This is a genomic window from Ruegeria sp. BB7, from assembly GCF_056539365.1.
In genome coordinates, this window is sequence record NZ_JBQFUV010000004.1 from 1 (window position 1) to 16,968 (window position 16,968).

The window sequence follows — 16,968 nt, forward strand, 5'->3', positions numbered from 1 at the left end:
GCCAGTGCGTGGCAGTGAAGCTTGATGTCATGCCAGGGTTGGTTCCGCCGGTCACACCGGCAATACGATGATCTTCGGCGGAAATCACAGAATCCGTTGAAATATAAGTCGCTACGGAAAACCAAGACACGTCCATATTGGATGCATCATGAATGACGTAGTCCATCTCGATCTTACCGCCGCCTTCAAGGTCAAGATCGGAATTGCCTCCGATTGTAGCGGATACCAACTGCAAATCAGCGGATGGAGCCTCAACCGTGATCTGAACCCATTCGGTTAAATTGTCCGCTTCATTCTCCTCGTTAAGGACGTCATTGCTGTCGACACGTGCGGCAATCCAATATGTTCCAGGCTCAAGCGTTGCCGGATCAAACGTAAATGTTGCTGAACCAGATGTACCGGTTGCCGTCGCGGTAAGACTTGTAGTGCCAACGGCATTCATGACCGCGGTTTCATCTGGCGCAGATGCAATCAATAGCGCTACCGTCGAGTCAGCTGCGTCGATCACGCCATTGGATGCGATACTTACGTTAACATTGGTCGTCTCGCCGGGGGAGAGGCTGATATCGTCCACCTGAATGGTTTCCGCCATCAGATTGGCGAAGCGGGGCATAACGACTTCAGCCGCAGTCTGCGTCATATCCGCAAATTCGAACAGTTCGACGCCAGAAATGGTGTCTGTACCTTCGGGGCCAGAAACTTGGATTTGCCCGTCGCTCAATACAACAACGTCATAGTCGTCACGAGCATAGGCAAACACAGCAGTGTCGACACCACTTCCGCCGTAAATCGTGTCATTGCCGCCGCCACCAATCAGCCTGTCATTTCCGCCTTTCCCGTCCAGGATTTCATCGGCGCTTGTACCGACCAATGTGTTATCCCGCTTGTTTCCGGAAATGACGTTGCTGTCACCGCCACCTTTGTTTGGTTTGGGCATCATATAACTCCTTGAATCAAAATCCTTGGAGATTGACTTGCAAAGAAATGCGTCAACAATTTGGCATTGAATTATCAGTCATTTATTTAACTTTGAGTTGTGTGCGAGGCCACATTTCAGTGAGATTTGGAGGTCCTCTCGCTTTCTGCTGTTTACGTTTCCCATTCCCACGCATAATCCATCGTTCAGCCAGAATCGCAGGCTCTTAGGTTACTTCTGCGGAACTTTCGGCCCTCTCGCCTCCACAGCGGCTCGATCACATCGGCAATCAACCGATCCTCATCTGCTTAAGCTTGATCTTGTAGACCTTTCTTGGCTCTCCGTTACGAATAACGTCGGCATTCCGCGATACTCTAACCACAGAAAAGCACATCGCTGCCTATCGGATGGTGTGGGCAAGTTTCCGCGTCGGTGACAAATCCCCAAAAGTATGATAAGAATAGACTGTATTTTTCTACTTTTACGCTTAATGCCCAACAATTCGTTCTTACAAACGCATTGTTTTCAAACCAACATTAGAGATCGTGATGGCGGATAATTCTATTCAAATTCCATCTATTTCTGAAGCGCAATTATACGAAATGCTGCGGGATCCCGAATTTCCTGACGAAGAAATTGCGCCCTATTTAACCGAAAACTCCCATGCGAGCACGCCGTTTGCGCCGGTGATCCAGCCTAATCCTGCTACAGTCGAACCAAGCCTCGAGCAAGGTGCGGTCCTTCTAAGCAATGCCAACTCCTTGGCCCGGTGGCGGCGTAATCAACGCTACAAAACCCGAATAAAAAATTGGGACGGTCCCAGGCTGGTCAGCGAAGGGGACAGCTGGTTTCAGTATCCCATCTTGTTGAAAGATGTGATCGATCAACTGGAACCGGACTACGCGATCCGTAGCCTTGGGGCGGCGGGCGATCTGGTGTCCGACATGGTGACCCAGAACGAACTTATTGCAACGGTAATGGCAGAAAAGCCTGACGGTGTTTTGCTTTCAGGGGGAGGGAACGACCTCTTGGGTGAGGGCCGCCTGGTGCGGGCGCTGAAGCATTTTGACCCGACCTTAACTGTGCAAGATTATGTAACACAGGATTTTGAGAATACACTGAATGAAACAATTCAGAACTACAGAACCCTTCTGACCCGACTGGTGCGGGGCTTTCCGGGCATGCCGGTCTTTTGCCATTCATATGATCACGCGATCCCCGACAAGGGACGCTGGTTGGGCAAACCAATGGAAAAACTGGAAATCCGTGACCCTGAATTGCAGCGGGACCTTGTCGCGCATTTGGTGAACAGATTTCACGCCGCAATGACGGCTTTGGTTGCCGAGCCTGCGCTTGGTGGCTCGGTTCATCTTGTGGATTGCCGCAGTTCCGTCCAAGGAGATTGGTTCGATGAACTGCACCCCAAGAATGCGGGGTTTAAACGAGTCGGTAATCTGTTCCGTGAGGCCTTGTCCAACAACCTGACAGGCGGTCACGCAATGACCGCGTCCCCGCTCCTGAGCCTACCATCCGGAGCCACCGAGGCAGCAGACGAAGTCGTATTGCTGGCATCCGCCCTGAGCGACGACGCGCTAATTGCCGAAATCGGTCGGCGGTCAATGCTGTTGTCTGCTGAACCCGAGCTGAACCTGGTCGGATCTGAGGCGGCGATTTCCGTGGCAGCATCCGGTGTTGAACCAGGTTTCAAAACACTGGGGCGGCGCATCCTGCGCCGTTTGTCTCGTGAATTGCACGGCTTGATCTGTGGCGACAATCCGGATGACGAGGGGGAACGTAAGAAAATCCTAGATGCATTGGGAATCGGAGGATCGGCCCTTGCTGGCGCGTTGGTACAACTACTGGTTGGCGCGTTTGGGTTGGCTCCGGCAGTCGCAACCGTGCTTGCAGCCTTCCTGATCCGTCGAGTGTTGCGCCCGACGCTTGCGGAAACCTGTGCTGTCTGGGGGGATGCACTGAGCTGACGGGCGGAAAGGAACAACCCTGGAAATCGGAGGCAACAATGACAAAATCGAACATAGGCCACGTTGACCGCCGCACCTCATTAGGGGTGCTAGCCGGGGCTCTCGTTTTGCCACTGACTGCAACTATTCCGGTCGCCACCACGGCCCAGCCCATTTCGAAAACCAGAATCTCACTGGCTGCGTTTATGCAAGATACAGGTCGCATGAATAGCCTTATGCAAGGCATCGCAGTCATGAAGCAGCGACCGCCCTCTGACCCGACAAGCTGGTTCTTCCAGGCTGCGGTACATGGAGTGACCACTGACGCAGTTCAGCAGGCGCTGGCTATGGATTCGAATGTGGCCACTGTTGATCAGGGACGGTTTTGGAACCAATGCCCGCATTTCGGCCAGACGTCCGCGAATTTCTTAATCTGGCATCGGGCTTATCTGCATTATTTTGAGCAGATATTGGCGCAGGCCGCCGGCGACCCATCGCTGGCTCTCCCTTACTGGGATTACACAGATCCGGGGCAGCGAATGTTCCCTCAGCCATTTGCCGCACCATTTCTAGACGCCGCGCAAACTATTCCCAATCCCTTACATCATGAAGAACGTGACCTGCCATTTGCTTTCGGATTGTTCGAACTCAGCCAGGGTGCAGTTGACGCGCAGACAGCTCTTTCAGAAACAAGCTTTTTCGGGGTGCAGGACAATCAAGGCTTCGCCGGTGGAAACGCTGATACCGAGCCCGGAACTCAGGGCCTGATCGAGCGCAGCCCGCACAATATGATTCACTTTGCCGTCGGTGGCAGCACTGGATCAGCAGCCGGGGCGATGGGCAGCGTTCGAACTGCAGCATTCGATCCGATTTTCTGGATACATCATGCGATGATCGACAAGCTGTGGGCAGACTGGATGTGCTTGGCGGGTCGAGATTGGGGCGCGCTGCCGGATGATGCGTGGTTTGACGCCCAGCCTTGGGCCTTCCACGACGCCAGTGGTGCGGTAGTTGAAGACACACGCCGTAGCTTGATGGATCACCGTGCCCTTGGCTACGCATATGACAGCGATGATCCCACGTGTACGCCCTTGCAATTGCCTGTTTCTCCGATACTCACGGCGGGGACTTCAGCCGACACTGCCACAACAGAACCAGAGACATTGATCCAGATCGATGGGTCAACCACAGTGGCACAAGACGCTTTTGAGATAGCGATCGCCGAAGATCTCGACCTCTCGGTCTTCGAATCTCCTACGGCTTCTACAGAAAGTTTCTCGATTGAAATTAGTGGACTGCACATCAACGATACACCGTTAATGGGGTATGATCTGTACCTTACCGATCCGGATTTGTTTGCTGGCCCTGATCGATCGGCTCCAGGGTATTTGGGGGCTTTGGCCCTGTTTGGATTGGATCATGGAGACGAGGCGCATGATGGCGCGGGGTCTCAAAAATTCGATGCCACGCGCGCATTGGCGGCTCTTCCCGACCCATCGCGGGCAAGCCTGATCGTGCTGCCTTTTGATCTTTTGGTCCCATCTGCGAACCCAGCAGCTGGCGTTGACCCTTCGCTTGCCACCGACCGAGCCGAAAAATTGGGGTCCATAACCTTTTCAACCTTGCGGCTGGTTAAGAATTGAAAGGAGTGAAAACATGCAAGTTCCCGTAATCATGTATTTGCCCCGTCAGGAGGCACTTGAAGCTTCGGCTGCAAGCGCCCGAGCTGGCAATCCGCTTGGAATCCTTGACGGAACCAGATCCCCATCCGGCGTCGAAGTGGACCGACAATTTTCGGCAATACCCGTCGGCTCAGGCCAGTTTGATATCGAGACCATGGACAGCTTGACGCCAGAAAGCTCCGAGAATTTTGCTGTGCGCGGGACGGTTCAGGTCGACAATATCAAAGATGTCCCCGAGACGGCAGAAGGTGTTCCGCTGTTCGCCGATCCCGAGATCGCTCCGTTCCTGACCTGTATCGGCAATCCGCCGGTCGGGACGGCAAGCGACGTTGCCACCAAGCTCAACGTTGCCTCATTGCACAGCGACGGCTTGGATGGGGATGGTGTTGCGGTCGCAATCCTAGATACCGGGATCAACCTAAGTCATCTGAATACTCAGTTTGGAGCACCCGCGCGGGTCGATCCGGCAAACTCGTGGACACCCCCCGGCATGACTGTGCAGCCGTTTCAACACACAGTTGGACATGGCACCATGTGTGCCTATGACACGCTAATAGCGGCGCCAAAGGCAACCTTGCTTGATTTCCCCATCTTGTTGGGAACGGCCCCTGGAGCCTCGGCAATGGGGCGTAGATTGAGCATAGCTTTGCTTGGGTTTTCCCAACTTCTTGCTTTCTGGGCGATCGCTTTTGCCCCCAGTGGGGCAGGCCGCTACAAGGCGCTTGTGGTAAACAACAGTTGGGGCATGTTTCATCCTAGTTGGGATTTCCCTCCTGGGCATGCGGGCCGTTATTCGGACAACCCCAACCACCCGTTCAATGTCGTGGTATCGACTTTGGCGCGTTCCAATGCTGACATCATTTTTGCGGCAGGTAACTGCGGCGCAGACTGTCCTGACGGGCGTTGTCAGGGCCTGTCGACCGACGTGATAAACGGCGCCAATGCGTTGCAAGAGGTCTTTACGGTCGCCGGGTGCGACATCGATGACGACCGGGTCGGATATTCTTCGCAGGGGCCAGCTATTAGTGGAATGGCCGCCAATAAGCCGAACATAACCGGTTACACGCATTTTTTAGGGTCTGAGGCGTCCGGGGCTGGCCAACCCGACGGCGGGACATCAGCCGCCTGCCCGGTTGTCGCAGGATGTGTTGCAGCGCTGCGCACGTCGGCGGATCCTACGGCTATCCCGCCAACGTCGTTGTTCTCGCAACTGCAGCTATCGGCAAAGCAGGTTCAGGGAACGGGTTGGAATGCCGACTACGGCTTTGGAATCATCAACCCGGTTGCAGCCGCAGCCGGCATGGGATTGGTCTGAGCGGAGGTTCTGAGGCGATGGGTGAAGCCCAAGACAGGTTCGTTTTGGTTCAAGTCTTTCTGCCGCGCGAACTCGGGTTGAACCCGACCATTGATAGCGTTGCCGCAACTCTAAATCTTTCGCCAGAACACATAGATCAAAGGTTTGGCCTAGCCCTTATCAACCCTGAACGCGGGCAGTTTGCGATGCGACTGACGCCGCAGGGTCTGTCCCTGGCAAAGGAAGTTTTGGGCGATGCAATTAAAGGGCCTTACGAAGACCCTGAAATCGGGCCGTTGAATGACTAGTACAGCATTTCAAAGAACGGATTGATGCGATGAATGAAATTTTAACCAACACCAACCGACGAATTCGTGTCTTCGCGTTTGATCCCAGTTTGGGGCGCAGGCTGGAAACCCTGAAAATCAATGAAATCAGCCTGACCATTCCAGTAGAAATGGATGGAAAACGGTTGGAAGATACCGGTCCGGGCCCGGTTGGAGAGTATCTGGAAGTCGTCGACATCGACCCCGCCAGCAATTTGGCATACCCGCCCATCGATCTGAACGACTCGATGCTATTGGCGCGGGACGGGCTTCGCCCGGATGAAGCCAACCCAAATTTTCACCAGCAGATGGTCTATGCCGTCGCCATGACCACGATCGCGCACTTCGAGAAAGCCCTGGGCCGCGTCGCTTTGTGGGCACCAAGGATTCATTTTGAACATGGGCGGATAACTGAAGAATACGTGCAGCGGCTGCGGATATATCCACATGCGCTGCGTGAGGCTAACGCCTTTTACAGCCCGGCCAAAAAAGCGTTGCTGTTTGGGTATTTTGAGGCCGATGACCAGCATCCGCTGATCGTTCCGGGCTCTATCATTTTTACGTGCCTTTCTTACGATGTCATTGCCCACGAAGTGACCCATGCCTTGCTGGATGGTCTGCATCCCAGATTTTCGCAGGGCAGCAACCCGGACATGCTGGCGCTGCACGAGGCGTTCGCCGACATCGTCGCGCTGTTCCAGCATTTTTCACATCCTGAGGTGTTGCGGGACCAGATCGCCAGAGCCCGCGGTGATCTGGAGACAGAAACCTTGCTGGGACAGTTGGCACAGGAATTTGGATTGGCCCTCGGGCGCGGCGGCGCGTTGCGTGACGCGTTGGGGGAAAGTGATGTGGCGGGCAATTGGCGACTGCGAATTCCAGACCGCAACGCCATCAACCGGGCAAAAGGACCGCATGCGCGGGGTGCAATTTTGGTTGCCGCCGTTTTTCAGGCCTTTGTGAACATCTACAAGACTCGCACGGCCGATATGTTCCGGATCGCTTCTAACGGAACGGGTATCATGCCACCCGGCGCACTGCACCCGGATATGATCAACCGCCTTGCAAATGAGGCCGCAAAGGCCGCTAAACACATCCTGCAAATATGTATCCGGGCACTGGACTACTGCCCGCCCGTGGATGTCACCTTCGGCCAGTACCTCAAGGCCATAATCACTGCAGACCATGACCTGTACCCCGACGATGAACGCGGCTATCGCGTTGCCATCCTTGAGGCATTCATCGCCTGGGGTCTTGTGCCCGAGGCCAAAACATACTCGCCCAGATCACTGGTTTGGCCCACATTATCCGAGCTTGTCGCCGACCAAATTGATGACGGCATGCAAGACATCAAGGATGAGTTGGAAACGGCATTTGGCATTCTGGTTATGGACCCCCAAAGTGTTCGCAAAGTTCTGGTGGATCGGGCTGATGTCAGCACCGACATAACCGACGCGCTGGACCGACACGCCTATCGCATAATGGATCTGTGGAACGAGAAACACGATATTCACAAGATGTCTGCACAACAAAGCGCACGTCGGCAGAGGTCGCTAAGCAAACTGAATTCGAAATTCAAACTGGAAGCTCGCCAAAGCCGCTTTACCCTGGAGAACGTATTGGCATTGGACCTTTTGACCAAGGGTCTGGGGATTGATCGTGAAATCGTATGGAACGCGCAGAACTTTTATTGCCGTTTGTTCTGGGGCCTTTTGAGCGACCCCCAGAATGGACGACTTCTGGAATATCTGGGTTTGGATTGTTCGAAGAATGCACCGGGAACGGTCTATCGCAGTGAATTGACGGAATTGCCCTCCTTTGAGGTCCACTCGGTACGTATGGCCAATCGCCGTGATGCCCGAGGTCAGGTTGAACGAGAATATGTGGTCGAAGTCATGCAACGTCGGCGGGGTTATTTCGACCCCGAGAAACAGCGGGAGATGGATGCCCGAACCAATTTGCCCGCCTCGGAACGTGGTGATTTCACTTTCCGTCGGGGCTGCACATTGCTGATAGATGCGGGGCCCTACCGGATTCGGAGGGTGATCCGTACCGAAGGCAATATCTCTGACTCTGAGGCTTTGGAGCGTATGAGGGTCTTTCTTGTAGAACGCGATGAAACTCCGCGCAACGCTTTCGCAGGAGACACACGCTCGGATGGGCGGGAAACATTCGCGAAGCTGCATCAGCAATGTGGGGAGTATTGAGATATGCCACGTATGAATCCCCCCGCCTCTGGAATGACAGTTCGTATGTATCGACATGGACACGGCGACTGTTTTCTTCTGTGCACCCCAAAAGCCAACGGCGATCCGTTCTACATGCTGATCGACTGTGGGATGAAAAAGAAATCCGAGATAAAGCCAGCGAACACCATAGATGTCATCATTAAGGATATCGAGACCGCAACCGGTGGGAAGCTCGACATCGTGCTGATCACTCATGAACATGAGGATCACGTGAATGGGTTTTTGGCAAAGCCACCCAGGGCCAGAACACGCACGTATTGGAGCGATGTCGACGTCGACATCCTTTGGTTGGCGTGGACCGAAGATGGTGACGACGATTTTGCCAATGAATTGCGCGACAGGTTCGACGATACTCTTTTGGGTCTTGTCGGTTTGACCGAAAAGCTGACCGGCCAGCAGGGTTTTGAGAAATCGGTAGGCGAAATTGACGGGTTGCTTGGCTTTGAAATTGCCGAGGAAGATCCAAGGGGGTTTTTGAAGGCCGCCGCAGATAAGTTGCAGGCCGGCCGCCCCGAACTTAGTCGCGATCAGGCCATGCGCCTTGCCTTGCGTGGGCGAAAAAATAAGGAAGCAATTCGCGCCATGCGCGACAAGGCCGGTGGGCGCATTGAGTTTCTACGGCCTGACAAGGGACCATACACCCTGAAAGATGTAGATGGCGTACGCGTGTTTTGCTTCGGCCCGCCGCGTTCTGAGGCGTTGTTGATGTCTCTGGACCCCAAAAGCCACGAAGAATTTAAGATGGCGGCGGGTCTGGACGGTGCCGCACGATGCCTCTTTGCGGCGACGGCGACAGGTGCAGGCGACATGAACGGTAACCCGTTCCCCGGGCGGCATGGCATCCAGCTAGACGCGTCCGGAAACCCGGGTTGTTATCCGGGCGGTAGCCCGGAAATCTGGGAATTCTTTGAGCAGACTTATGGGGACTCACCCGAACAATCAAATGATTGGCGCCGCATAGACGGAGACTGGTTGGGACAGGGTCAGGAACTGGCTCTTCGGCTGAACAGCGAAGTTAACAACACCAGCCTTGTGGTCGCGATCGAATTGATCAACAGCGGCAAAGTTCTGTTGCTCACCGGTGATGCACAGCGCGGAAGCTGGGTTTCTTGGGCCAATCTGACGTGGGACCTCGGGTCCGGACAGCATGTGACGTCACGCGAATTGTTGGCCCGCACTGTTCTGTACAAAGTCGGCCATCATGGCAGTCACAATGCCACGCTAAAGGGAACACCTCAGGACGATCATCCAAACCTGGATTGGATGGCTCAGGGATCCTTTGCTGATGAGTTCATCGCAATGATTCCGGCAAATGAGGATTGGGCCATGAAACGGCGACCGTGGCCGTGGAAACACCCGTTAAAAGCCATTCGCGAAGCGCTGGACCACAAGGCGCGTGGCAAGGTGTTTCAATCTGACATCAACGATGTTGAAAGGCCAGCCCATGTCACCGAGGCCGAATGGAAGCGGTTCACAGACCGACGTAAAATCACGGACATTTTCTTTGAATGCACAGTTCTGGACGAGTGATGTCCGGTTAAGGGCCTGAAAATAGCATCAGGCCGGGTTTGGCGCGAAAAGTTTTGCCGCAAGCTAGGGCTCAGCGATGCGAGAATCAATAAGTGGCGATCCCGGAAGGACTCGAACCCTCAACCTGCTGATTAGAAGTCAGCTGCTCTATCCAGTTGAGCTACGGGACCGCTGCGCCCTTCTTGCGGTTTTTACGGGCGGGGTTCAAGACCCAAGCGCATGAAGGCGCTGTTTAGATCGGCCTCGTATCCGCAGATCGGCCCGCAATAGGAATATCCAAGCGTCTCATAGAGTTTGCGCGCCGCGTCATACTCTGGCAGATGCGCGGCGCCTGTTTCCAAAACCAAGGCGGAAATCCCTTCGGATCGCGCCAGATCGGCCAGATACCCCATCATCGCCCGTGCTAGGCCACGCCCGCGGGCCTGAGACAAGATATGCACCGATTTAACTTCTGCCGTGCCATCCGGCAGCGTTTTGAGAGCACCACACCCGATTGGCTGATCGGCTTCATACATGGCCCAGAACCGAATCTCCGGCCACGCCAGCGCCTTGGCATCCATGGTGTGATTGCTTTCCGCAGGACCCGCGGTTTCGCTATGGGCAAAATGCGCCTCGACCACCGGGCGCAGCGCGTCCGAGGTCGGATCGGCCTCGCGGATGTCGATCAATTCAGTGGGTCCAAGGCGCGCGCCGGTCGGTGGCGAAGTTTTCGCCATAGCCACGGGCACGCAGGTTGGGCTTGCGCTTGTGCGGTTCGCTGACCTGCGCGTCGATCCCGTTGTCTTTGGCGTAGTCCAGCGCCTCTTCCTTGGTGTCGAACTTCAGGCGCACCTGGGTTTGCGTGTCGCTGGACGACGTCCAGCCCATCAGCGGATCAACCTCACGCGCAGATGCAGGGGCGTATTCCAGAACCCACTTGCGGGTCTTGGCCATCCCCGAGGTCATCGCGTTTCGCGAAGGCTGGTAAATCCGTGCGCGCATGTCGCCTCTCCGTACTCACTTGGCTGGGCATGTTTATGCGCCAGACGCACGGCGTGGACAAGTCCACAATTGTCGCAATTAAAGGCTTTGGAAATGCCCCCTTGAACAAGAACAAAAACAGATCAAAATCAGGTGCGAAAGGAATCTCCCCTGATGGCTTACGCTCATTCCGACAAGACCCAGCTGACCGCCGAAGATGTCCGCGCCCGCCTGAAACTTGAGGGCGGAAAGGCATTCGTCATGCACACCGAGTTCTCCCCCGCGGGCGACCAGCCAACCGCGATCAAGGAACTGGCAGGCGGTGTTCTGGACGGTGAACGCGATCAGGTTCTGCTGGGCGCGACGGGTACAGGTAAGACCTTCACCATGGCCAAGGTGATCGAGGAAACGCAGCGCCCCGCCATCATCCTTGCGCCCAACAAGACACTGGCGGCGCAGCTTTATGGCGAGTTCAAGGGCTTCTTCCCCGAAAACTCGGTCGAGTATTTCGTCTCCTACTACGACTATTACCAGCCCGAGGCCTATGTGCCGCGCAGCGATACCTACATAGAAAAGGAATCGCAGATCAACGAACAGATCGACCGGATGCGCCACTCGGCCACGCGGGCGCTGCTGGAGCGGGACGATGTGATCATCGTCGCCTCGGTCTCCTGCATCTACGGTATCGGTTCCGTGGAAACTTACGGAGCGATGACGCAGGACCTGAAGGTCGGCAAGGACTATGACCAACGGCAGGTGATGGCCGATCTGGTGGCCCAGCAATACCGCCGCAATGATCAGGCGTTTCAGCGCGGCTCGTTCCGGGTGCGCGGAGATTCCCTTGAAATCTGGCCCGCCCACCTTGAGGATCGCGCGTGGAAACTGTCCTTCTTCGGTGAGGAACTGGAACAGATCACCGAATTCGACCCGCTGACGGGCGAAAAGACCGACACGATGGAGCAGATCCGGGTCTACGCGAACTCGCACTACGTGACGCCGAAACCGACCATGCAACAGGCGATCATCGGCATCAAAAAGGAACTGCGCATCCGGCTGGACCAGTTGGTCGGTGAAGGCAAACTGCTGGAAGCCCAACGTCTGGAACAGCGCACGAATTTCGATCTGGAAATGCTTGAGGCCACCGGCGTCTGCAACGGGATCGAGAACTATTCGCGCTACCTCACGGGCCGCGCACCGGGCGAACCGCCCCCAACCCTGTTCGAATTCATCCCCGACAACGCCATTGTCTTCGCCGATGAATCCCACGTCTCCGTCCCGCAGATCGGCGGCATGTATCGGGGCGACTACCGGCGCAAGTTCACGCTGGCCGAACACGGGTTCCGCCTGCCGTCCTGCATGGACAACCGCCCCCTCAAGTTCGAGGAATGGGACGCCATGCGCCCGCAATCCGTCTTTGTCTCGGCCACACCTGCCAAGTGGGAAATCGAACAGACCGGCGGCGTCTTCACCGAACAGGTGATCCGTCCCACTGGCCTGCTGGATCCCGAGGTCGAAATCCGCCCCGTATCCATGCAGGTGGACGATCTACTGGACGAGGTGCGCAAGGTTGCCGCCGATGGCTACCGCACGCTGGTCACGACATTGACCAAACGCATGGCCGAGGACCTGACCGAATACCTGCACGAACAGGGCATCAAAGTCCGCTACATGCATTCCGACATCGACACACTGGAACGTATCGAAATCCTGCGCGACCTGCGGCTGGGGGCGTTCGACGTGCTGGTCGGGATCAACCTGCTGCGCGAAGGCCTCGATATCCCCGAATGCGGGCTGGTCGCCATTCTGGACGCGGATAAAGAAGGCTTCCTGCGCTCGGAAACCTCGCTGATCCAAACCATCGGCCGCGCCGCGCGGAATGCTGATGGCCGGGTGATCATGTATGCCGACAAGATCACCGGCAGCATGGAACGCGCCCTGAACGAAACCAACCGCCGCCGCTCAAGGCAACTTGCCTATAACGAGGAACACGGCATCACGCCTGAGACGGTGAAAAAGAATGTCGAGGACGTTCTGGCCGGTCTCTACGAAGGCGACGTCGACATGAACCGCGTCACCGCCACCATCGACAAACCGATGCACGGCGCAAATTTGGAGGCCCATCTGGACGGGTTGCGCGACCAAATGCGCAAAGCTGCCGAGAACCTGGAATTCGAAGAGGCCGCCAACATCCGGGATGAGATCAAACGTCTGGAAGCGGTTGATCTCGCCGTCGCCGACGACCCCATGGCACGCCAATGGGCGGTCGAGAAAGCCTCGGAAGACGCGGTGAAATCTCGCGGACGGTCAACGGCTGGAAGGCCGGGGCAGCGGGGTGGGAATGTGAAGAGAAGAAAGAGATAAAATGCCTGACGTTCGTCTACAACTTCATTAAATACAGTAGCTTATAATTCGGAGGGATATTTGGCGCCCTTTGCACAGCCACAGGATGCACATGCAAATTAGTGGTGAAAGTAGCGTCATCTGGGCCTTGGTGTGTTCCTTGTAACAATCCTCCGTCCGCATGTTTGGAGCTTGTTTTGGCAACACTCGCACTGTGCGTATGAGTATCTGTTCCATTTGGGTCGACCCCCACTTCAGAAACTGTCCCGACACCGCGAATGAACATGCCTCGTAGATCGGGTGTACCATTGTCACCATTGCAAATGGCCCAACCATCGGGAACTTTTCCAGAGCCATGCCATGCTATAATGCTTCCAGGCGGAATTGCATTGTTCCAAGGTGCCGCGATGCTGAGGTTTTCCATCTCAGAAATTGACTGTTGCGTGACACTTCCGAGTGCCTCAACCTGCCTCGATAACTGCTCAAGACAACTAATCAACGCGTCTCTACGTGCCTCGCTAGTGTCGCCATTAACTATGTCGTCACTGCACATGCTGTTTAGAGTTTGAGCGTTAGCTAGTGGCGCTACGAAGTAAATTAATAAGGCTGCAAAAACATATTTCATCTAAAATCCTCCTATCCCTTCGAAATACTCACAGTATGACGAGCCAATTCCGGCTTTTTCAACAAGCTTGCAGTATGTCACTAAGAACCAATCAGTCTCTTTTGAAGCAGCAACGATAGCCATTCCCAAAGATATTATTGCCATCACGCTTACGAATTTAAAGTTATGAAGGTTCTTTCGAGAGGTCTTAAAAAACACGTTAAGGTAGTTGGAACTGGTTCTCACTTGTTCCTTTGAGCCAAAATTCTCGGGAGCAAGCCGTTCAGTTGGTTTCTCATCTTCAGGATGAACAACCGAACTAAATTCATCAGACTCCTCTTGGGCTACCTCAACAGTATGATTGAGATTTTGGTCGCGTGATGTGCTAGGCGAGACTAGTTTCTTTGCTAGCACTTCTGCCATTGTAGAAAAGAAGCTCATTAAAAACCATATTACGACCGCAACCAACCCAACTATTAGTGCGGACCACGGTTCGGTTTTCACGAACTCAACGAAGCTACGAATATCGTCAAACAATTCTTCTTCTCGTGAAATTCTTCGAATTAGGCTACCAATTGGTCTGGCGTCTGTCCAATGTTAGTTAGAAACTGTAAGGGCGGCTGGGAGCTTATTGCAACCGCCGTTCACTCTCGAACAATGCACGCACACTTCAACCTTGCAGTCCAGCGCGCACTCCGCCACGTTTAAAATCACAAATTGTGATTCCAAACGGTTGCCATGACGAACCCGAACACCCTGCCCAGCACGCATGAGGTCCAGAGCGCCAATCACAAGGTGCGCGGCACCCGCGTGGTGCTGGCCGAAGATCTGGCGCAGTTCTATGGAAAATCCGTCAGCGCCTTCAATCAGGCCTGAGGGGCTAAACCCCCAACTCCGCCCGTATCTTCTTGGTCAGCTTGGCCACAACCAGATCATAAGACGTAACAATATGATCCCGCAGTGAGGCGTCGCTCATCCCGCGTTCCTCATAGACCTGCAGCCATTTCATCCCCCGCGAGGCCAGATAAGGCGCGGGGCGGATGCCGGGCTCATCGCTCAGCACCTCAAAGGCCAGATCGGTGGCTTTAAAGGTGAAGGCATCGCGCCCGTCGTTCCAGCCACAGATCGCAAAGACCTTACCGCCGACTTTCCACACATCCGCATTGCCCCATTGCACCACATGGCTGGTGGCCTTGAGGCTTCCACAAAATGCGTTGAATTCTTCTCGGGTCATGCTCCGATTTTGGCTTTCAATCCTAGCCAGGGCAACCTGTTACGGTTGCCCAAATCTCAAGACCTTAACCCGTGTGCCAATGCGCTACCACGTCATACCCGACAGGCGATGGCGGGCCCTCCAAATACTCTGCAAATTGTCCCCAAATCTCTGCCACTTTGGGCGCGTTTGCATTCGAGGTTTCTTCACTTTCCACCACGGAGACTACAAAGCCACTGCCATCCTCGTTCATCACATTGGTAAAGCAATGCATGCCCGGCATGCCCATAATCTCGGCTTTCAGGTCATTCAGCTTTGCCGTGGCCTCGTCGCGCGTGCCAGGCTTCATTTTATATTGGGTAACGCGTGCAAACATAATTTTCCTCGCTATCTGGGCGATGTCCCCCCAAAGACGGCCAAAACGGCGCGTCGGGCGCAGTGTATCACAGTCATGTGGATTCTCTTAGAAACAGGTCAGGGGCGCACGAACTTGGCGCCACCCACCGATCGGGACCGCGAGGTTTCCGGCTGTTGTTCTGTCGTATTTGATTGAAGCGGCGCAGCGACCGTACCACAGGCTACCCCATCACCATCTGGATCATTGCGCGGGTGATAGCCGGGCTCTCCGACCAAAAAAGGGCCTGGGGCGATGGGGGCAATGGCCTCGCACCCTGCCAGCGCAATCAGATGAATCACGGCCTCTTCCCGCTCAAACTCAGAGGTACGAATGAACACGCCCATGGCAATGACCGCAGTTGTTACCGGCAGCATCATGATCATCAAAATAATACGCAGCGGTGACAGGGCGCGTTTGCGCACGACCTCGGCCCGTTTATGGCGGTCTGAAGCGCTAAAGTCTTTAAAAAGGGGGCTCAGAGAAGGCTTCCGGGACGACATACAGCCATATTACCCCAAATCTTTGGCGAACACGAGGCTACGCGACAACACAGCTTGTTCGAAGCGCGGGATAGGGCTTTCTCTATGAAAGCCAATTTACCCGGTTCCACACATATCAATGCCATTCCCGGCCGTTTCCGTCCGCGCAGTGGCTTGCAGGCTGATCAGCGTACCACATGAACCGCGCAGGCCGCGTGACGGACCACATGGTTCGTAGTCGATCCCAGCAGAAGATCCTGCATACCGGGTCGGTGCGACGCCATGATGATCAGATCAGGCTTGTGGGTGTCAGCCCAATCCAGAATCGTACGCCCGGAATGCCCTTCGATCACCACACCGGTGGCATTTGGCAGCTTGGACGCCAGATCATCCAACTCGGCCTGTAGTGCCTTGCGGGCTTCGGTCAGGTATTCAGGTGGCATATAGGAAATCGCATAGTTCGGAATATGCTCAACCACATGCAACAGGGTCACCTGAGCGTCTGGTGTTGCCAGAATCTCGGCCAGTTTCAGCGGGCCGGAAATATCCCGTTCAGCATCAAAAGAAATTGGAACAAGTATGTTGTGATACATGACACGCACCTCTGTTTAGCCGGACAATCATCGGCGGACCCGCGCAGCGTGGCCTTGATCCAGGTCAGGAACTGCCGAAAGTTTCTGCCACGTCGTACATCACCGGCTCAAAGCTCTTGCACAACTCGTTGATCTTGCGGTTACGGTCGCGCATCTCGGGGGTGCGCAGCATGGCCAAAAAGTCCTCGCGACGCTCCCATTGCGAGTAGTTGGCAATCCGCGTCTGCGCGTCATTCACATGCAACCCGGCTGAAATGAAGCCAGGCTGTTTTGAGATAAACTCGGCATAGGCATCGGTCAGCGCCTCTAAAAGATCGTGGCAAGTGCCCGGAGTCATTTCGAATGTGGTGATGACAGTCTGGACACTCGCATTCTTGGAAATTTTCGGCATCTGGATTCTCCCTTATTTTCTGCAAGCCTAACA

At 55.0% G+C, this 16,968-nt stretch carries 18 protein-coding genes and 1 tRNA gene; 8 read left to right on the forward strand and 11 right to left on the reverse strand.

The features are described from left to right. Positions 1-937: CARDB domain-containing protein (locus ACR0D7_RS09185; protein WP_480678753.1), on the reverse strand; the 937-nt coding region annotated here is incomplete at its 3' end. 527 nt (positions 938-1,464) lie between these two features. Here ACR0D7_RS09185 and ACR0D7_RS09190 point away from each other — a divergent pair. The 6 genes from ACR0D7_RS09190 to ACR0D7_RS09215 are packed head-to-tail and all read left to right on the forward strand — an operon-like array spanning position 1,465 to position 9,958. Beyond that, positions 1,465-2,898 carry an SGNH/GDSL hydrolase family protein gene (locus ACR0D7_RS09190; RefSeq protein ID WP_480678754.1) on the forward strand — a complete coding sequence of 478 codons (1,434 nt, stop codon included), beginning with the start codon at positions 1,465-1,467 and terminating at the stop codon, positions 2,896-2,898. A 38-nt stretch (positions 2,899-2,936) separates the two neighbouring features. After that, positions 2,937-4,520, forward strand: coding sequence for a tyrosinase family protein (locus ACR0D7_RS09195; RefSeq protein ID WP_480678755.1), 1,584 nt, complete (start codon positions 2,937-2,939; stop codon positions 4,518-4,520). A gap of 13 nt (positions 4,521-4,533) precedes the next feature. Further along, positions 4,534-5,874 carry a S8 family serine peptidase gene (locus tag ACR0D7_RS09200; RefSeq protein WP_480678756.1) on the forward strand — a complete coding sequence of 447 codons (1,341 nt, stop codon included), beginning with the start codon at positions 4,534-4,536 and terminating at the stop codon, positions 5,872-5,874. 17 nt (positions 5,875-5,891) lie between these two features. Further along, positions 5,892-6,161, forward strand: coding sequence for a hypothetical protein (locus tag ACR0D7_RS09205; RefSeq protein ID WP_480678757.1), 270 nt, complete (start codon positions 5,892-5,894; stop codon positions 6,159-6,161). 29 nt (positions 6,162-6,190) lie between these two features. Beyond that, complete coding sequence (locus tag ACR0D7_RS09210; RefSeq protein WP_480678758.1) at positions 6,191-8,386, forward strand: hypothetical protein; 2,196 nt, start codon at positions 6,191-6,193, stop codon at positions 8,384-8,386. Positions 8,387-8,431: 45 nt separating this feature from the next. Further along, positions 8,432-9,958 (forward strand): hypothetical protein, encoded by a 1,527-nt coding sequence (locus ACR0D7_RS09215; protein ID WP_480678759.1) that lies wholly within the window; start codon positions 8,432-8,434, stop codon positions 9,956-9,958. 93 nt (positions 9,959-10,051) lie between these two features. On the opposite strand, the gene ACR0D7_RS09220 is transcribed toward ACR0D7_RS09215, so the two are convergent. The 3 genes from ACR0D7_RS09220 to ACR0D7_RS09230 form a co-directional block, all read right to left on the reverse strand. After that, positions 10,052-10,128, reverse strand: a tRNA-Arg gene (locus tag ACR0D7_RS09220). Positions 10,129-10,149: 21 nt separating this feature from the next. Further along, on the reverse strand, positions 10,150-10,674 hold the full coding sequence (locus tag ACR0D7_RS09225) for a GNAT family N-acetyltransferase (RefSeq protein WP_480678760.1): 525 nt from the start codon (positions 10,672-10,674) through the stop codon (positions 10,150-10,152). Then, on the reverse strand, positions 10,628-10,939 hold the full coding sequence (locus ACR0D7_RS09230) for an ETC complex I subunit (protein WP_170488963.1): 312 nt from the start codon (positions 10,937-10,939) through the stop codon (positions 10,628-10,630). The genes ACR0D7_RS09225 and ACR0D7_RS09230 overlap by 47 nt, the downstream gene beginning before the upstream one ends. Before the next feature lie 153 nt (positions 10,940-11,092). Between ACR0D7_RS09230 and uvrB the strand changes: the two genes are divergently transcribed. Beyond that, entirely contained in the window at positions 11,093-13,279 is a 2,187-nt protein-coding gene (gene uvrB / locus ACR0D7_RS09235) for an excinuclease ABC subunit UvrB (RefSeq protein WP_480678761.1), read from the forward strand. A 16-nt stretch (positions 13,280-13,295) separates the two neighbouring features. Here uvrB and ACR0D7_RS09240 read toward each other — a convergent pair whose 3' ends face one another. Further along, on the reverse strand, positions 13,296-13,883 hold the full coding sequence (locus ACR0D7_RS09240) for a hypothetical protein (protein WP_480678762.1): 588 nt from the start codon (positions 13,881-13,883) through the stop codon (positions 13,296-13,298). Next, a complete protein-coding gene (locus ACR0D7_RS09245) occupies positions 13,884-14,399 on the reverse strand; it encodes a hypothetical protein (protein ID WP_480678763.1) in 516 nt (171 codons plus the stop codon). A gap of 201 nt (positions 14,400-14,600) precedes the next feature. On the opposite strand from ACR0D7_RS09245, the gene ACR0D7_RS09250 reads away from it, so the two are divergent. Then, positions 14,601-14,738 carry a hypothetical protein gene (locus ACR0D7_RS09250; protein WP_480678764.1) on the forward strand — a complete coding sequence of 46 codons (138 nt, stop codon included), beginning with the start codon at positions 14,601-14,603 and terminating at the stop codon, positions 14,736-14,738. Positions 14,739-14,742: 4 nt separating this feature from the next. Here ACR0D7_RS09250 and ACR0D7_RS09255 read toward each other — a convergent pair whose 3' ends face one another. From ACR0D7_RS09255 to ACR0D7_RS09275, 5 genes are all read right to left on the reverse strand, one after another. Continuing rightward, on the reverse strand, positions 14,743-15,096 hold the full coding sequence (locus tag ACR0D7_RS09255; protein ID WP_480678765.1) for an MmcQ/YjbR family DNA-binding protein: 354 nt from the start codon (positions 15,094-15,096) through the stop codon (positions 14,743-14,745). A 64-nt stretch (positions 15,097-15,160) separates the two neighbouring features. Next, a complete protein-coding gene (locus ACR0D7_RS09260) occupies positions 15,161-15,451 on the reverse strand; it encodes a hypothetical protein (protein WP_170386063.1) in 291 nt (96 codons plus the stop codon). Between the two features lie 98 nt (positions 15,452-15,549). After that, positions 15,550-15,894: an excalibur calcium-binding domain-containing protein gene (locus ACR0D7_RS09265; RefSeq protein ID WP_480678766.1), complete on the reverse strand. Its 345-nt coding sequence runs from the start codon at positions 15,892-15,894 to the stop codon at positions 15,550-15,552. A gap of 242 nt (positions 15,895-16,136) precedes the next feature. Then, the gene (locus tag ACR0D7_RS09270) at positions 16,137-16,544 is read right to left on the reverse strand and encodes a universal stress protein (RefSeq protein ID WP_170573997.1); all 408 of its coding nucleotides are present in this window, start codon (positions 16,542-16,544) and stop codon (positions 16,137-16,139) included. 64 nt (positions 16,545-16,608) lie between these two features. After that, positions 16,609-16,935, reverse strand: a complete 327-nt coding sequence (locus tag ACR0D7_RS09275; protein ID WP_170386054.1) for an antibiotic biosynthesis monooxygenase family protein — start codon at positions 16,933-16,935, stop codon at positions 16,609-16,611. Between the last annotated feature and the right edge of the window lie 33 nt (positions 16,936-16,968).

Coding starts and splice junctions, on each gene's coding strand:
- ACR0D7_RS09190 (WP_480678754.1), top strand. CDS start 1,465: ATGGCGGATAATTCTATTCAAATTCCATCTATTTCTGAAGCGCAATTA.
- ACR0D7_RS09195 (WP_480678755.1), top strand. CDS start 2,937: ATGACAAAATCGAACATAGGCCACGTTGACCGCCGCACCTCATTAGGG.
- ACR0D7_RS09200 (WP_480678756.1), top strand. CDS start 4,534: ATGCAAGTTCCCGTAATCATGTATTTGCCCCGTCAGGAGGCACTTGAA.
- ACR0D7_RS09205 (WP_480678757.1), top strand. CDS start 5,892: ATGGGTGAAGCCCAAGACAGGTTCGTTTTGGTTCAAGTCTTTCTGCCG.
- ACR0D7_RS09210 (WP_480678758.1), top strand. CDS start 6,191: ATGAATGAAATTTTAACCAACACCAACCGACGAATTCGTGTCTTCGCG.
- ACR0D7_RS09215 (WP_480678759.1), top strand. CDS start 8,432: ATGTATCGACATGGACACGGCGACTGTTTTCTTCTGTGCACCCCAAAA.
- ACR0D7_RS09225 (WP_480678760.1), bottom strand. CDS start 10,674: ATGGCGAAAACTTCGCCACCGACCGGCGCGCGCCTTGGACCCACTGAA.
- ACR0D7_RS09230 (WP_170488963.1), bottom strand. CDS start 10,939: ATGCGCGCACGGATTTACCAGCCTTCGCGAAACGCGATGACCTCGGGG.
- uvrB (WP_480678761.1), top strand. CDS start 11,093: ATGGCTTACGCTCATTCCGACAAGACCCAGCTGACCGCCGAAGATGTC.
- ACR0D7_RS09240 (WP_480678762.1), bottom strand. CDS start 13,883: ATGAAATATGTTTTTGCAGCCTTATTAATTTACTTCGTAGCGCCACTA.
- ACR0D7_RS09250 (WP_480678764.1), top strand. CDS start 14,601: ATGACGAACCCGAACACCCTGCCCAGCACGCATGAGGTCCAGAGCGCC.
- ACR0D7_RS09255 (WP_480678765.1), bottom strand. CDS start 15,096: ATGACCCGAGAAGAATTCAACGCATTTTGTGGAAGCCTCAAGGCCACC.
- ACR0D7_RS09260 (WP_170386063.1), bottom strand. CDS start 15,451: ATGTTTGCACGCGTTACCCAATATAAAATGAAGCCTGGCACGCGCGAC.
- ACR0D7_RS09270 (WP_170573997.1), bottom strand. CDS start 16,544: ATGTATCACAACATACTTGTTCCAATTTCTTTTGATGCTGAACGGGAT.
- ACR0D7_RS09275 (WP_170386054.1), bottom strand. CDS start 16,935: ATGCCGAAAATTTCCAAGAATGCGAGTGTCCAGACTGTCATCACCACA.